This window comes from Streptomyces paromomycinus, from assembly GCF_003865155.1.
Classification (GTDB): Bacteria; Actinomycetota; Actinomycetes; order Streptomycetales; family Streptomycetaceae; genus Streptomyces; species Streptomyces chrestomyceticus.
In genome coordinates, this window is the sequence record NZ_BHZD01000001.1 from 9,056,657 (window position 1) to 9,070,979 (window position 14,323).

Below are 14,323 nucleotides of genomic sequence, written 5' to 3' on the forward strand. Positions count from 1 at the left end.
GGTGGGCCGGCCCGCCCCGACGGCGTTCCGGGCCCACCACCGCATCATGCCGCAGGGGTCTGACAACGGCCCGGAGCCGGGACGGCGGTCCCGGCTCCGGAGCGTGCCCCGGACCTTCCGGTCAGGGCGTGACCAGGATCTTCCGGCCCTGACCCGCCTTGAAGCGGTCCAGCGCCGTCGCGTACTGATCGAGGGGCAGCCGGTCGCTGATGAAGACGTCCGGGTCCAGGACGCCCGCGGCGAAGAGCTCGGCGGCCCGTTCGTAGCTGTGCAGGACGGCCATCGAACCGGTGATCGTGATCTCCTGGTTGTAGATCCGGTACGGCTCGATCACGGCGCGCGCCGCGTAGTCGGAGACACCGAACTGCAGGAACGTGCCGCCCTTGCCGACGCGGCCCAGCGCGTCCTGGATGGCGCGCTCGTTGCCGGTGGCGTCGATGACCACGTCCCAGCCGCGCGGCCGGTCCAGCTCGTCGGCGGAGGCCGCCGCGTCGCTGCACCCGAGCTGCCGCGCGGTGGCCAGCCGCTGCGGGTTGACGTCGACGATGTCGACGCCCGCCGCCCCGGTGCGCTTGGCCAGCTCCAGCATCATCAGCCCCATCGTCCCGGAGCCGTAGATCAGCACATGGGTGCCGAGCTGCTGGGAGCGCAGGATGTCGTAACCCCGTACGGCGCAGGACAGCGGCTCGACGAGGGCCGCGTCCTCGGTCCGTACGTGCTCGGGCAGCTTCACGCAGTTGGCGGCCGGCGCGACGGCGAACTCGGCGGCGCCGCCCGCCGTGGTCACCCCGATGGCGGCCCACCGTTCGCACAGGTTGTTGCGGCCGATGCGGCAGTAGTGGCACGCGTAGCAGTACAGGGAGGGGTCGACGGCGACCCGGTCGCCCTCGGCCAGCCCGGTGACCTCGCCCCCGGCGGCGACGACCGTACCGGCGAACTCATGACCGGGCACCACCGGCAGCTTCGGCGCGAACTCGCCCTGGAGGATGTGCAGATCGGTGCCGCACAGCCCGCAGCCCGCGACGTCCACGACGACCTCCCGCGGCCCGGGCGCCGGATCGCCGACCGTGGTGACCTCGACGCGGCCCGGGGCGCTGATGACTGCGGCCTTCATTTCACGGCTCCTAGCGAGAGGCCCTGGACGAGCTTGTCCTGGGCGGCGAACCCGGCGGCGAGCACCGGCAGGGAGATCACGGTGGCGGCGGCGCACACCTTCGCCAGGAACAGGCCCTGGCTGGTCACGAACCCGGTCAGGAAGACCGGTGAGGTCCCGGCGACGATGCCGGTGAGCACCCGCGCGAACAGCAGCTCGTTCCAGCTGAAGATGAACGAGATCAGCGCGGTGGCCGCGATGCCGGGCAGCGCGACCGGCGCGACGATGCGCACCAGCGTCGTCGGCAGCCCGGCACCGTCGATGGAGGCCGCCTCCAGCATCTCCACCGGCACCTCGGCCAGGAAGGACCGCATCATCCACACCGCGATCGGCAGGTTCATCGAGGTGTAGAGGATGACGAGCAGCCAGATGCTGTCCAGCATCCGGGTGTTCTGCGCGATCAGGTAGACCGGCAGCAGCCCGGCCACCAGCGGCAGCATCTTGGTGGACAGGAAGAAGAACAGGACGTCGCTCCACTTGCGCACCGGCTTGATGGAGAGCGCGTACGCCGCCGGGACGGCGAGCGCCAGCACCAGCAGGGTGGAAGCCACCGACGCCGTCAGCGAGTTGACCAGCGGCGGCCAGGGGCTGATGCCGGTGCCCGCCCCGAAGAACTCGCGGTAGCCGTGCAGCGTCAGCCCGGCGCCGACGCTCGGCGGGTTGGTCGCCGCGTCCGTCTCGCTGTGGAAGGAGGTGAGCACCATCCACGCCACCGGCAGGAAGAAGGCGATGCCGCAGAGCCAGGCCGCCAGGCCCAGCAGACTTCCGGTGCGCCGCCGTCGCCGTTCGGCGGGCGCGACGCCCCGTACCGTACTCGCGCTCATCGGGTGACCTCCTCACGGAGCAGGGACGAGACGGTGCGCAGCGCGAAGGTCGCCACCAGCAGGGAGCAGACGACGACCACGACGCCTTGCGCGGAGGCCCGTCCGTAGTCGTGGGCCTGGTAGAAGGTCTGGTAGATGGTGTACGGGAGGTTGGCGGTGCCCAGGCCGCCCGAGGTGATGGTGAACACCGCGTCGAAGTTCTGCACCACGTAGATGGTGCCGAGGAGCGCGGCCAGCTCCAGGTAGCGGCGCAGGTGGGGGAGGGTGAGGTAGCGGAACACGTCGAATGCGGTGGCACCGTCCACCCGGGCCGCCTCGACCGCGTCGGCGGGCCGGCTCTGCAGCCCGGCCAGCAGGATCAGCATCATGAACGGCGTCCACTGCCAGATCAGGGACACCTCGACGGCCGCCAGCGGTGAGGCGGTCATCCAGTCCGGCTGCGGCGGGTCGGCGCTGCCGAACAGCTTCCATATCCAGGTCAGCGTGCCGTTGATCAGCCCGTACGAGGCGTTGTAGAGCGCGTGCTTCCACAGCAGCGCCGCGGCGACCGGCACGACCAGGAACGGGGTGATCAGCATCGTACGGACCACGCCGCGTCCCCGGAACTTGCGGTCCAGCAGCAGTGCGAGGCCGAGGCCCAGGACGAGGCTGCCCAGGACGACGGTCACGGTCAGCAGGACCGTGGTCCAGATGGCCGAGCGCATCGCGGGATCGGTGAAGACGGCCTGGTAGTTGTCGAAGGCCGCGAAGCCCTTGTTGTCGGGGGCCAGCGCGTTCCACCGGGTGAAGGAGATGACGACGGTGGCCACGAAGGGGAGCTGGGTCACCACGACCAGGAAGACCAGGGCGGGCAGCAGCGGGGCGCGGCGGGCCCAGCCCGCGGCGCGCCGGGCGGTTCCCGCGCCCCCGCGGGGGCGCGGCGCACTGCTCGGCCGCCGGGTGTTGCTCCGGCCGCCGGGCTCGTTGCGCGTCTCAGCGCTCTTGGTAGGCACGGGCCACCTCCGCTGCCAGCCGCTGGCTCTTGTCGAGCGCCTCGGCGACGCTCTGCCGCCCGGCGATCGCCGAACTGACCTCGTGCGAGACCTTGGTGCCCAGATCGGAGAACTCGGGGATGCCGACGAACTGGATGCCGGGCGCAGGCCGCGGCTGCACTCCGGGATCGTCGGGCCTGGCCGAGCTGATCGCGTTCTTCGTGGCGGCGGCGAACGCCCCGCTGTGCCGCAGGTACTCGGGGTCGCGGTAGGTGGAGGCACGCTTGCCGGCCGGTACCTTCGACCAGCCCAACTGCTCGCCCACCAGCCGCTCGTAGTCCTTCCCGGAGGCCCAGGAGATGAACTTCCAGGCCGCGTCCTGGTGGGTGCTCGCCTTCTGCACGCCCCACGCCCAGGTGTAGAGCCAGCCCGAACTCGCCGTCCGCTCGACCGGCGCGGGCGCGTAGCCGACCTTCCCGGCGACCTTGGACTCGCCGCTCTCCAGCGAACCGGCGCCGGCGGTCGCGTCGTACCACATGGCGACCTTGCCCTGCTGCATGTCGTTCAGGCACTCGGTGTACCCGGCCTGCGGGGCGCCCGCCTGCCCGTGCGTGCGCAGCAGGCCGACGTAGAAACTGGTGGCGGCCGTGAACTCCGGGCTGTTCACCCGGGCCTGCCAGTCCTTGGTGAACCAGGTGCCGCCGAAGGTGTTCACCACCGAGGTCAGCGGCGCCGCGAGCTGTCCCCAGCCGGGCTGGCCGCGCAGGCAGATGCCCTTCATGCCCGGGCGCGCGCCGTCGAGCTTCGCGGCGAGCGCCGCGACCTGCTTCCAGGTCGGCTTCTCGGGCATCGTCAGCCCCAGGTCCCGCAGCACGTCCTTGCGGTACATCAGGAACGACGACTCCCCGTAGAACGGCTGCGCGTAGACCTTTCCGTCGGCGGCGGTCAGCGACTTCCGTACGGGGGCGAGCAGGTCCGCCTGGTCGTACCCGGTGTCCCGCGCGGCCCGGTCGCCGAGCGGGGTCAGCCAGCCGTTGCGGGCGTAGATGGGCGTCTCGTAGTTGCTGAGGCTGGCCACGTCGTACTGGCCGGCCTGGCTGGAGAAGTCCTGGCTCATCTTGTCGCGCAGGTCGTCCTCGGGCAGCACGGTGTAGTTGACCTTGATGCCGGTGCTCTTGGTGAAGTGCTCGGCGGTCAGCCGTTGCAGGTCCGCCATCTGCGGGTTGTTCACCATCAGGACGTTGATCGTGTCGCGGCCCTCGTTGCCGAGGGCACCGGCGCCCCGGTAACAGCCCCCGAGGGCCAGGGAGACGGCCACCACGACGGCCGCCAGGCCCAGCGGGCCACGCCGTCCGGCCGGTGGGAAGGACCGCCGTGGCCGGCCGGTCCTTCCGGGAGATCGTGCTCGCACGGCTCGACACCTCTCTGCTGGGGGCTGTGGGGAAAGGCCGGGAACGCACCGGACGGTGCGGCCCGGGACGCGCGGCAGCGCGGGTCCGCGCGCACGGCGGCCCGCGCGCCCGGAGCGCACGCCTGTGCGGGACGGCGTGTACTCCTCGCGCGTGGTGCGGGTGATGTGTGGGGCGCGTGCTGTCGTCAGACCCGCAGGACCTGCGGGCCCAGCAGGGTGTAGCGGTGGGCCTCAGGGGCGGACAGCCCGGTGTCCGTGACGATCGTGTCCAGGTCCCGTACGGCCGCGAACCGGCAGAAACTGCTCGCCCCGAACTTGCTGTGCACGCCGATCAGCACCCGCCGCCGCGACGACCGCACGGCCTGCGCCTTCACATCGGCGACGGCCGGGTCGGGGGTGGTCAGGCCGTGTTCCCGCGACACCCCGTTCGCGCCGAGGAACGCCAGGTCGATGACGAACCCGGCGAGCATGTCCCGGGCCCAGGAACCCACCGCGGCCTGCGTGCCGGACCGCACCCGGCCGCCGAGCAGCAGCACGGTGGTCGTGTCGGACGCGGAGACCAGCGACGCGGTGCGCAGCGAGGAGGTCACCACCGTCAGCGGCCGGTCGGTGGGCAGCAGCATCGCCAGCAGCTCCGGCGTGTACCCCTCGTCGACGAACACGGTCTCGGCCTCGCCGACGAGCTGCGCGGCGGCCGCCGCGATCCGCCGCTTCTCCGCCACCTGCTGGGTCTCCCGCCGGGCCAGCGTCGTCTCGAAACCCGCGCTCTCCACCGGGTAAGCGGCCCCGTGCGTCCGCCGGACCAGACCGCGCCGCTCCAGTTCGCTCAGGTCCCGCCGGACGGTCTCGCGCGCCACCCCGAACTCCCCGGCGACGTCCGTCACGTCCACCCGGCCGGCCTGGCGGGCCAGCACGAGGATGCGGTGCTGGCGTTCCTCGGCTCTCACGGCGCACTCCTGCTCGGTTCCCTCGGTTCCACGGCGTTCCGTTCGGTCATCGTCCTGCCCGTTTCCGCCCGGCACCAGGTTTATAGCAAGCAGAAGGGCGCATTCCGATGCCCGTCACGGCGCAAAACCCGCCCGCTTCGGCCCGCTTCGGTATCGCCGTTACGGGCCGCGGCGCCCTGCCCCGGCCCGTTCGCCTCCTCCGCGCGCCCGTTCTCCGGTACGCGGCCTCCGGCCCCGGTGAGCGGACGCACCGGATCCGGCCCACGACGTACCGCTCAGGACCGCCCAAAACATCCAGAACCGCCCAGAACGTCCAGGACTGCCCACGGCCGTACAGGACTGCCCGGGGTCTCAGCCCAGGACCGTCCGGGGTCTCAGCCCAGGACCAACCGCTCCGTGTCGAAATCCGCGACGATCTCCAGCCGGCCGCCCAGCGCCGCCACATAGGCCACCAGGGTGCGCACCTCCATGCTGCCCGGTCCACCCTCCTCGACCGCCGCCACCCGGGCGGCCGGAACACCCATCCGCACGGCGAGCTGCTCCTGAGTCAGCCCCCGGTGGCGGCGCACCGTCGCCAGCCGCTGCCCCCGGTTCCGCGTTGTGAGCGACGCCGCGCCGCGGTGCCGGTCCTCGTCCCGGCCGGGGTACCAGTCGCGGAGGAAGTCTCCGCCGCCGCAGAAATTCTCGTCCTCCGCGCCGGGCTCCCGGCCCGCCGATTCCCGCCTGGCCAGGCGCTTGCGGGCCAGTGGCAGGGCGTACGCGTACCACTCCCACCACTGCGTATGGTCCGCGGCCACGGCGAGCAGCACCACGGCCTCGGCGGCTCCGGTGCCCCCGGCGGCCTTCCCGGCCTCGACGGTGCACAGCACCCGCAGGTCCCGGCCCGTCAGCGCGCGGAGCCGCAGCTCGTACAGCTCCGTCTCCGACGGCCGGGCCCCCAGCGGCTCCTGGACCGCACGCTCCAGCCGCTCGGCATCGGCGACCATGTCGCAGGCCGCCGCCCGGGCCATGGCGACCGCGCCGTCCGCAGCGGCGCACGCAGCTGCGTCCGCATCGGCCGCCCCGTCCGCTTCGCCGCACGCCTCATGGACACCCTGCTGTGCGCGCCCGGCCCGCTGGACCGCCTCCACCCCAGCCCTGCGGGACCGGAAGAGGTCGACCTCGTTCTGCACCCGCCGGCTGATTCCCAGGAGGGCGGCCTCCCGCTCGCGGACGTCGGCGCGGGACTCTCCCAGCAGTACCTGCTGGTGCCGCACCGCCGACCAGTGCTCCTTCGCCTCCCTTGCGAGGTCTCTCCGGCCCGATGCGGCAGCCTGCGCTCCCAAGTCGGCCAGCCGCCGGGAACGCTTCGTCAACTCGGCGATGTGCTGGTCGAGCTGGCGGCGGCACGTGGCCGTCTCGGTCACCGCCCGCCGCACCTTCTGGAGCAGGGTGAGCTGGCGCTGGTACCAGTAGTCCAGGGCCTCCCGCGGCTCGCCCGCCCGCAGGGAGGCCCCGACCGGGAGCACCAGGGGAGGCCCCAGCCGCGGCCCCTGCTCCAGGAGCGCGGTGACCGCCTCCCCGACGAGCCGGGCCGCCCGGGTGTCGTCGCGGCGCAGGGCGTTCAGCCGGCTCCGCGCCTCCCGTGCCACCACCAGCCGGTACGTCATGACGGCCTCCGCCCCCGGCGAGCCCCGCACGGGCCACCGGCTTCCACTGTGCCGCCCGCTCCCGGCCGCTGTCCCGGCATCGGGGCAGGGCGTCGCTCAGAAGCCGAGATCGTCGACCACGGTGGAGGACGGGACGCTCAGGATGCCGTCGAAGGCTTCGGCCACGGGGGTGTGCAGATAGCCGCTCTGCATACGGATGCGGTCGGGACCGCCGGAGCCGTCCGTGCCTCGCAGGTCCCGCAGCCCGGCGAGGCCGATGCCGGCCCCGAGCCCGGCCTCCTCGAAGGCGGCCTCGACGCTGCCGGGTTCCGGTGTGCCGAGCGCGGTGTCCTCGACGCGGAAGCCGAAGGCGGTGTTCTCGTCCAGGTGCATCTCGGCGGTCCGGCCGTGCACGCTGGTCATACCGAGGGCGAAGTAGTCCTCGCCCAGCGCGTGGCTCAGGTGCAGGCCCATGGGAAGCCCCGTGAGGCGGCCGTCGAACGAGACGGAGGTCCGCTGGATGTGGGCGTTGTGCGCGGGGAGCACGACACGGGTGCCCGGCGCGGCGCGGTCCAGGAGCCACCGGACCGAGTCGGCCATGAACACCTCACGGGACGAGGTGTCGGCCGGTGAGCCGCCGCCCGCGTACAGCGCGGCCATGGCGCGGAACTGGTGGTCGGTGTGGCACGCCGCCTCGGCGCGGCGCAGCGCGATGTCGTACTCGCGCCGGCCGCCGCGCTCGACGTACAGCGGTTCCATGGCGCGCAGCCGGATTCGCAGGCGCACCAGCGCCGCGCTCAGGGCGTCCTGCTCGTCGGTGCCCAGCCGGGACCAGGCGGGTGCGGCGAGCGCCATGGAGGCGGCGCCGAACCGCTCGGCGGTCTTCATGGCGTCCTGCACGAGCGGCAGGCCGTCCGGATCGACCTCGCGGAGGTACTCGGCGACCGGCGCCAGGGCCGGGAGCAGGGAGCCCCCGGCCGCGGGCACGTCGACACCGGCGAACCGTACGGGCGGGGTCGCGGTCCGGTTGTGACGGCGCAGCCAGTGCAGCGGCCCCGACAGCCCGATGGGGACGGCCGCCGCGGTCTGCCGCGCGAAGTCCTCCTCGGCCCCCTGTCCTTGGACCCACGCGTCCAGCGCGAAGCCTTCGCTGAAGCCGAACTCGAAGGCCAGGACGGTGAATCCGCAGCGCTGGACGAGGAAGCGCAGCATGCGTTCGCGGGCCAGGCCGAACTCCTCGACGAAATGGGAGTTCTCGCCGAGCGCGACGACCCGGGCGTCACCGATGAGCGCCCGCAGCGGCTCCAGATCGTCCAGCGGCTCCTCGGGGTCGAGGGTGCGGAGCACGGCGGTCCGCTCGCGGAGTTGTCCGCTGAACCGGCTTCCGCCGTCGGCGGCCTGGTGCCGGTCGTGGTGGGTGTCGGGCATCTCGGGCGCTCGCTCCTCTGCGGTCGGTGGGGTCAGGGCAGGATCGAGTCCACGTAACCGCCGTCGACGCGCAGTGCGCCGCCCGTGGTCGCCGACGCCTGCGGCGAGCTGAGGTACACGACCATGTTGGCGATCTCCTCGGGCTCGATGAGCCGTTGCAGCAGCGACTGCGGGCGATGCGTCCGCATGAACTCGCGCTGCGCAGCGTCCCACGGAAGGTCACGGTCGACCAACTGGTATACGAAGTCCTCGACACCGCCGGTGTGCGTCGGCCCGGCGATCACGGAGTTGACGGTGACGCCCGTACCGGCGGCCTCCTTGGCGAAGCCCCGCGCGACGGCCAGCAGGGACGTCTTGGACATCCCGTAGTGAATCATCTCGGCGGGCACCACGACCGCGGAGTCGCTGGCGATGTTCTGTACGCGTCCCCAGCCGCGTTCCGTCATACCCGGCAGATACTGCCGGATCAGCCGGACCGCGCTGAGCACATTGGTCTCGAAGTAGGTGCGCCACTCGTCGTCCGTGATCTCCAGGGCCGGGCGCGCGCCGAAGATGCCGAGGTTGTTCACGAGGATGTCGGTGTGCGGTACGGCCGAGTGGAGTTCCCGCGCGCCGGCCTCGGTGGCGAGGTCGGCCGGGACGCCGGTCACCGTGGCGCCGGGCACCGTGTCGCGCAGCTGCCCGGCGGCCTCGTCGAGCCGCCCGGAGTGGCGCCCCGTCAGCACCACGCCCGCGCCCGCCCGCGCGAGACCGGTCGCGATGGCGTGGCCGATGCCCTGGGACGAACCCGTCACCACGGCCGTCCGGCCGGAGAGGTCGATGTGCATGTCCGGGCTCCCTTCGCTGGTGCGTCGCTGTCGTGTACGTCCGCTGCCAGCATCGCGGGTGCGGCGCGTCCGGTGTACGGGGCGCGCGGGACACGGGGGGTGTCATGAGGCGTGTGATGTATCTCCCCCTCCGTGCTGCATGAAGTCCCGTAAGGCGGGTAGCTGCGGCGATGCATGAAGGCGATCATGTGATGGAAGGGGAAAAGGATGTTGTTGGCGCACCCGGTGGTGTTGGGTAACCTGCGTCGAGCAGTACGGACACCGCGGGTGCTGCGCGCTGAGGACGGCAGTCCTGAGCCGCGCGGGACGGGGCACGGCCTCGCCCGCTCGCTGTGCGTTTCCACCGGAACGAAGGATGTTGATGCGGCACTGGTCGCGGCCGGGCACCGGCTGCCCGGCACAGGCGTACGGGAGGACTTCCTCCTCGCCGCCTGACACGCGCGCCGCCCGCCGTTCCGGCGTCGTTGTAGTTTCCGCATGCGCACTCCCGCCGCGGGCGGGGGACGGTGCGGCTGAATGGTTCGAGGACTGACCCCACATGACCGCTGCCCGCCTGCCCGCCGGCCCACCGATCTACGAGAGCCTCATCGAGGAGCACGGCGACGTACTGGCGCAGGTGCGCCAGCTGGCCAAGGAGACGGAGCGCGAGGCCAACGAACTGCTGGACTGGAGCGAGCTCCGCGCGGGCCGGGACTGACCGCCGGCCGGTGAACGGCCCGCCTTTGGCGCGGCTGCGCTCAGGCCCGGCCGCTGCCGCGCGGCGGCGCCGGCCGGGGCAGCGGACGGCGGGTCAGCTGATCGAGTGCTTCCACGGTCGCCAGGCTGGTCTGCACCTGGTGCAGGGACTGGGCGAGACAGGTGTGGGCGCCCGCCACGGTGTCGTGCGCGTGGTCCCGGATCTGACCGATCAGGTTCTCCAGCATGTCCAGCGCCGCGAAGAGGTCGGCGAGCGCGGACCGGTTCGCCTCGGTCAGCCGCAGTGTGTACGGGTCAGGGCACCGGCTCGCGTCAGGCAGCGGGGGACGTCCGTTCCAGCGCGTTGTCACGGTCGGCTCCTGCGGCGTGCTCGGCATGGGCGGTCCTCGGGTGTCTGTCGGGGTACGGCCGGGGCTGCCGCGGCCACCCCCGGTCAGCCCGGCCGTTCGCGCCGGGCCGGTGCCGGGGCCGCGCGCCGGGCGTCGCGTCCACGCCCTCGTACGGCGCTCGGAGTCGGGTGGCCGCACTGGGAATTACAGCACGCCACCGGTGGTGCGGGCTGTCTCACTCTGAGACGGTACGGCGGCGACACCCTCCATCCCGGAGGGTTTTCCGGCCGGGGAAGAGAAGCGCCGTACACGGTGGTGCGAACGAGCCCGCTCGCGGGGATCGCGGTTCGGCCCCCGGGGCATGTCTGCAACCATGGATTTCCGGCAGTTCCCCGAGCAAGCGGCCATGCGGGCCCGCGAGCGGATGCTCAGCGGTGCCGTGGAGGCGCCGGCAGCGGCGCGCGGACCGGACGGGCGCGGCACGGCCGGCCCCGCCGCTGCCGCCGGTTCCCCCGCTCCGGCCACCCCCGGCGCCGCGGCCCCCGGAGTGCCGTACCCCCGGGTCCGGGAAACGGTCCTCACCTCCTGGAGACGCTGCCGTCTGCACGCGGTGGACGCCGACCGGCTGCACGTCCCGCACGTGGAGCAGCACATCGACTGGGACAGCCGCTTCCTGGCCGCGGCGGCGCCGGTCCTCGACCACGTCGAGCAGCTTCTCGCCGACTGCACGGCCGGCGTGGTCCTCGCGGACTCCGAAGCCCGGGTCCTGTCCCGCCGGGGCGGTGACACGGCGGTCGTGCGCCTGATGGACGGGGTGCACCTCGTCCCCGGATCCAGTTACGCGGAGGAGGCCGTCGGCACCAACGGGATCGGCACCGCGCTCGCCGAACGGCGGCTGAGCACCGTCTTCGGCGCCGAGCACTTCGCCGGGCCGCTGCAGCGCGCCGCGTGCGCCGGCATCCCCGTACGCAATCCGCTCACCGGACGGCAGGAAGGCGTCGTCAACCTGACGTGCCTGCGGCAGGACGCCTCCCCGCTGATGGCCGCGGTGGTACGGCAGGCCGCCGCCGACATCGAGGAGCGGCTGCTGGACCGGTATTCCGGCAAGGAGCGCGCGGCCCTGGACGCCTTCCTCGCCGCGGGCCGGCGCACCAGCGGCCCGGTGCTCCTGGTGACGCCCACCCTGCGGACGGCCAACACCGAGGCGGTACGCCTCCTGGAGCCGCAGGACCTGCGCCAGGCGGGCGCGCTCGCCGCCGACCTGCTGGCCGCACCGGCGGGCAGCCGCAGACAGCGCGTCGACGTGACGCTGCGACTGGCTTCCGGCGCCGACGTACGGATCCGCTGCACCCTGGTCGGCCCGCCCGACCGGCCGATCGGCTGCGTCGTCGGCATGACGGCGGCGGAGGGCCGGGAGGCTCCCGCCGCGCCGGACCGGGCCCCCGGCGGGCGCACCGGGGCACAGCCGACCCCGGCGCCGCTCCCGGCTCTGCTGCCGGGCCTGGCCGGCCGCTCGCCGTCCTGGCGTTCGGCGAGCCGGGACGTCGTCTCCGCCTGCCGGCAGCGGCTGCCGACCCGTGTGGTGGGCGAGGCCGGGGTGGGCAAGCTGGCCCTGGTGCGCGCCGCCCACCACTGGGTACGGCCCCGGAAGCGGCTGCACGTCCTCGACCTGACGGCGCATCAGGACACCGCCGACCTCCTGGCCCGCGCCGAAGAGGCATTACGGGACGAGGACGGCACGGTGGTGCTCCAGCATCTGGAAGCAGCGAACCGGGAACTGATGTCCTGTCTGGAGACGCTGCTCGCCGAGGCGCGGCGCGACCGCGGCACCGGCCCGTGGGTCGCCGGCCTGTACACGGCCCCCGGGCAGGGACCCGTCCCGGCAGCCGCCCCGACCGGTGCCGCACCCCCGGCACTGGACAGCGCCGTCTTCCCGTGCACGGTCGCGGTGACACCGCTGCGCTACCGTCCCGAGGACATCCGCGACCTCGTCCCCGCGCTGCTGGCCCGGCACAGCCACGGCGGCACCGTCTCCTGCACCCCGGCGGCGATGCAGGTCCTCACCCGCTGCGACTGGCCGGGCAACGTACGGCACTTGAGCCGGGTGCTCCAGCAGGCGGCGCGCGGGCGACGGCAGGCCGACCTGCAACCGCACGACCTCGCGCCGGAGTGCCACAGCTCCTGCCGCCGCACCCTCACTCCCTGGGAGGCCGCCGAACGCGACGCGATCGTACGGGCGTTGCACGACGCCGCGGGCAACCGCGACGCGGCGGCCCGGCAACTGGGCATCTCCCGGGCCACCATCTACCGCAAGATCCGCCTCTACGGTGTCACCGTGGCACCCGCGCGAGCCCGGTGAGGCGCAGGGCGGCGGGCTCCGCCCCACGACGTGCTCCGCGCCGCCCGGCTCCGGATAGCTGCTCCGCACGGCCGGCGGGCGTACGGAGCACCCGGTGCCTGGGGCGGCGGCGCCCGGCGGCCCCAGCGTGTCCAGCAGAGCGACGAGCTGGCGGAACTGCCCGTGCGCCGCCTCGGCCGTACGGTCGACGGCGACGGCACCGAGCTTCCCGAAGCCGGGCAGGGCGCCCAGCATGTGCAGGATGACCCCTCGGCGGTCCTCGTGCCGGTAGAGCAGTCCTGCGCGGGAGGCGGCGTCGAGGACTGCTCCGGGGTGAGCGAGCGGTAGGAGTCCCGGTGCGGACGATCGGAGGCGACGTAACAGCGCGGTTCCCCCTCCGGGGTCATGAACTCCCCGGTCCGGGCGCCGTGCCGCCGCCCATCCGCAGGTTGATCTCCACGGCGTGCTGCCGGGATCCGGACGTGCCGCGCACCGAGACGAAGTCGACACTGGCGACACCGACCATGCCCGCGGCGGCGAGGGCACGGCCCGCCCGGTGGGCCAGTTACCGCAGCGCCGGACGGTACTCCGCCCGTGCGGGGAGGGACAGGGTCTCGCCCGGCCGCACCGTCTACGTCGTGAGTCGTTGAGTGCTTCATGACGGGCTTGGTTGAGTGGTTGGCGCCGGGAGAGTTGTGGGTGCTGTTCCGACGGGTGGTGCCGACCACGGAGGTCAAGCGCCTACACGGGGGTGGCCGGCGGTGGGCGGGAGATCGCGAGGCGCTGGCCGCGATCATCTTCGTGGCGACTGCAGCCGCTGGTGCGGGGCATCCCGCTCATCCGCTCCCGCCGCGGGCCCCGTCGCCGACGACCGGCCAGGCTCCACGCGGACAAAGGCTATGACTACGACCACTTGCGGAGATGGCTCCGTGAACGCGGCATCCGCCACCGCTGGATGGTCCAGAGAACCGTCTCCTGGCCGGCCGGGTGCCGTCGCCTGCACCGCTGCAACGAGCGCAAGGCCGAACACTTCCTCGCCTTCGTCGGCATCGCCACAGCACTTATCAGCTACCGCAAGCTTACCAATTGAAACAACTTCTGAGCCCGGTGTGGATCAGCTTCAACTTCAACAACACCGAGCACTTCTTGGACTGAATGCTGCACAAGCCGCCCTGCTGTGCCGGTGCTGGGCAGGGCGGCCCTGCGGGCCGGGGCCGGCTGCCGCGGTCTTCGGCTCAGATCCAGGGGTTGCGCTCGTAGCCGGGGTCTTCGTCAGGGAAGTCTTCGGGGAAGACGTCACTGACGAGGTCACCACGAAGGACGTGCAGCAGGTAGCTCTCCACCGGCCCTTCGTACAGGTCGAACTCGTTGCCACGGCCAATGACGATCAGTACGCACCAGCGGTCCGGGTCGGCGTGGGGGACCAGGAAGCACATATCCGCGTTGTCCGTGCCTCCCCAGCGGATGAGCTGTGAAGGCTGGACCGCGCGCTCCTTGAGCAGGGCACGGATATGGGGGCGCGAATCCTCCATCGTTTTCCGTGCTGCAAGCGTCATGGCCACCAGGTCCACATGCTCGTTCTCAGCGCCCGCCCGGTAGACACGCAGGAAGTCATCGAACTTCGCACCTCCGAAGGCTGTGAGGAATGCCTTGAAGGCCGGTGGGAACGTGGTGCCCAGAACCGTCTCGGCTTCCTCCCAGTCGTTCAGGACCGGGCCGAGTTCGCCTGCTGCCGGAAATGCTGCCAAGATGTCGAGATCAGTCATGTCCT

Annotated in this window: 14 protein-coding genes and 2 pseudogenes; 5 read left to right on the top strand and 11 right to left on the bottom strand. The window is 72.5% G+C overall.

Annotated elements, in window-relative coordinates:
• Nucleotides 1-121: 121 nt before the first annotated feature.
• From OEIGOIKO_RS38445 to OEIGOIKO_RS38480, 8 genes are all read right to left on the bottom strand, one after another.
• The gene (locus tag OEIGOIKO_RS38445; RefSeq protein WP_125057922.1) at nucleotides 122-1,114 is read right to left on the bottom strand and encodes a zinc-dependent alcohol dehydrogenase family protein; all 993 of its coding nucleotides are present in this window, start codon (nucleotides 1,112-1,114) and stop codon (nucleotides 122-124) included.
• Entirely contained in the window at nucleotides 1,111-1,977 is an 867-nt protein-coding gene (locus OEIGOIKO_RS38450) for a carbohydrate ABC transporter permease (RefSeq protein ID WP_125057923.1), read from the bottom strand. Before OEIGOIKO_RS38450 ends, OEIGOIKO_RS38445 begins: the two co-directional genes overlap by 4 nt.
• Entirely contained in the window at nucleotides 1,974-2,969 is a 996-nt protein-coding gene (locus OEIGOIKO_RS38455; protein WP_125057924.1) for a carbohydrate ABC transporter permease, read from the bottom strand. The genes OEIGOIKO_RS38450 and OEIGOIKO_RS38455 overlap by 4 nt, the downstream gene beginning before the upstream one ends.
• On the bottom strand, nucleotides 2,950-4,287 hold the full coding sequence (locus OEIGOIKO_RS38460; protein WP_170252096.1) for an ABC transporter substrate-binding protein: 1,338 nt from the start codon (nucleotides 4,285-4,287) through the stop codon (nucleotides 2,950-2,952). Before OEIGOIKO_RS38460 ends, OEIGOIKO_RS38455 begins: the two co-directional genes overlap by 20 nt.
• A gap of 257 nt (nucleotides 4,288-4,544) precedes the next feature.
• Complete coding sequence (locus OEIGOIKO_RS38465) at nucleotides 4,545-5,306, bottom strand: DeoR/GlpR family DNA-binding transcription regulator (protein WP_031000158.1); 762 nt, start codon at nucleotides 5,304-5,306, stop codon at nucleotides 4,545-4,547.
• A gap of 374 nt (nucleotides 5,307-5,680) precedes the next feature.
• Nucleotides 5,681-6,955 carry a helix-turn-helix domain-containing protein gene (locus OEIGOIKO_RS43325; RefSeq protein WP_246177837.1) on the bottom strand — a complete coding sequence of 425 codons (1,275 nt, stop codon included), beginning with the start codon at nucleotides 6,953-6,955 and terminating at the stop codon, nucleotides 5,681-5,683.
• Nucleotides 6,956-7,051: 96 nt separating this feature from the next.
• Nucleotides 7,052-8,362 carry an erythromycin esterase family protein gene (locus tag OEIGOIKO_RS38475; RefSeq protein WP_125057925.1) on the bottom strand — a complete coding sequence of 437 codons (1,311 nt, stop codon included), beginning with the start codon at nucleotides 8,360-8,362 and terminating at the stop codon, nucleotides 7,052-7,054.
• Between the two features lie 32 nt (nucleotides 8,363-8,394).
• Nucleotides 8,395-9,189, bottom strand: coding sequence for an SDR family NAD(P)-dependent oxidoreductase (locus OEIGOIKO_RS38480; RefSeq protein ID WP_125057926.1), 795 nt, complete (start codon nucleotides 9,187-9,189; stop codon nucleotides 8,395-8,397).
• A gap of 267 nt (nucleotides 9,190-9,456) precedes the next feature.
• Between OEIGOIKO_RS38480 and OEIGOIKO_RS38485 the strand changes: the two genes are divergently transcribed.
• Nucleotides 9,457-9,624, top strand: a complete 168-nt coding sequence (locus tag OEIGOIKO_RS38485) for a DUF5133 domain-containing protein (protein ID WP_371859005.1) — start codon at nucleotides 9,457-9,459, stop codon at nucleotides 9,622-9,624.
• A 103-nt stretch (nucleotides 9,625-9,727) separates the two neighbouring features.
• The gene (locus OEIGOIKO_RS41975) at nucleotides 9,728-9,886 is read left to right on the top strand and encodes a hypothetical protein (protein WP_167745392.1); all 159 of its coding nucleotides are present in this window, start codon (nucleotides 9,728-9,730) and stop codon (nucleotides 9,884-9,886) included.
• A 40-nt stretch (nucleotides 9,887-9,926) separates the two neighbouring features.
• Here the strand turns inward: OEIGOIKO_RS41975 and OEIGOIKO_RS38490 are convergent, their stop codons facing one another.
• A complete protein-coding gene (locus OEIGOIKO_RS38490) occupies nucleotides 9,927-10,262 on the bottom strand; it encodes a hypothetical protein (RefSeq protein WP_125057928.1) in 336 nt (111 codons plus the stop codon).
• Between the two features lie 325 nt (nucleotides 10,263-10,587).
• On the opposite strand from OEIGOIKO_RS38490, the gene OEIGOIKO_RS43675 reads away from it, so the two are divergent.
• Both OEIGOIKO_RS43675 and OEIGOIKO_RS44030 read left to right on the top strand, forming a co-directional pair.
• A complete protein-coding gene (locus tag OEIGOIKO_RS43675) occupies nucleotides 10,588-12,573 on the top strand; it encodes a sigma-54-dependent Fis family transcriptional regulator (RefSeq protein WP_125057929.1) in 1,986 nt (661 codons plus the stop codon).
• A gap of 30 nt (nucleotides 12,574-12,603) precedes the next feature.
• Nucleotides 12,604-12,900, top strand: coding sequence for a hypothetical protein (locus OEIGOIKO_RS44030; RefSeq protein ID WP_125057930.1), 297 nt, complete (start codon nucleotides 12,604-12,606; stop codon nucleotides 12,898-12,900).
• Here the strand turns inward: OEIGOIKO_RS44030 and OEIGOIKO_RS41980 are convergent.
• A pseudogene (locus OEIGOIKO_RS41980) lies at nucleotides 12,790-13,098 on the bottom strand (peptide ligase PGM1-related protein); the annotation flags it as partial. The gene OEIGOIKO_RS44030 and the pseudogene OEIGOIKO_RS41980 sit on opposite strands and share 111 nt — an antisense overlap.
• A 253-nt stretch (nucleotides 13,099-13,351) precedes the next feature.
• On the opposite strand from OEIGOIKO_RS41980, the pseudogene OEIGOIKO_RS38505 reads away from it, so the two are divergent.
• A pseudogene (locus tag OEIGOIKO_RS38505) lies at nucleotides 13,352-13,642 on the top strand (IS5/IS1182 family transposase); the annotation flags it as partial.
• A gap of 145 nt (nucleotides 13,643-13,787) precedes the next feature.
• Here the strand turns inward: OEIGOIKO_RS38505 and OEIGOIKO_RS38510 are convergent.
• Nucleotides 13,788-14,318, bottom strand: coding sequence for an SMI1/KNR4 family protein (locus OEIGOIKO_RS38510; RefSeq protein ID WP_125057931.1), 531 nt, complete (start codon nucleotides 14,316-14,318; stop codon nucleotides 13,788-13,790).
• Nucleotides 14,319-14,323: the final 5 nt, after the last annotated feature.

Bases quoted from the DNA above. Each gene is read 5' to 3' on its own strand.
- OEIGOIKO_RS38490 (WP_125057928.1), bottom strand. From the start codon at position 10,262: ATGCCGAGCACGCCGCAGGAGCCGACCGTGACAACGCGCTGGAACGGA.
- OEIGOIKO_RS38510 (WP_125057931.1), bottom strand. From the start codon at position 14,318: ATGACTGATCTCGACATCTTGGCAGCATTTCCGGCAGCAGGCGAACTC.
- OEIGOIKO_RS38475 (WP_125057925.1), bottom strand. From the start codon at position 8,362: ATGCCCGACACCCACCACGACCGGCACCAGGCCGCCGACGGCGGAAGC.
- OEIGOIKO_RS38445 (WP_125057922.1), bottom strand. From the start codon at position 1,114: ATGAAGGCCGCAGTCATCAGCGCCCCGGGCCGCGTCGAGGTCACCACG.
- OEIGOIKO_RS38450 (WP_125057923.1), bottom strand. From the start codon at position 1,977: ATGAGCGCGAGTACGGTACGGGGCGTCGCGCCCGCCGAACGGCGACGG.
- OEIGOIKO_RS41975 (WP_167745392.1), top strand. From the start codon at position 9,728: ATGACCGCTGCCCGCCTGCCCGCCGGCCCACCGATCTACGAGAGCCTC.
- OEIGOIKO_RS38480 (WP_125057926.1), bottom strand. From the start codon at position 9,189: ATGCACATCGACCTCTCCGGCCGGACGGCCGTGGTGACGGGTTCGTCC.
- OEIGOIKO_RS43325 (WP_246177837.1), bottom strand. From the start codon at position 6,955: ATGACGTACCGGCTGGTGGTGGCACGGGAGGCGCGGAGCCGGCTGAAC.
- OEIGOIKO_RS43675 (WP_125057929.1), top strand. From the start codon at position 10,588: ATGGATTTCCGGCAGTTCCCCGAGCAAGCGGCCATGCGGGCCCGCGAG.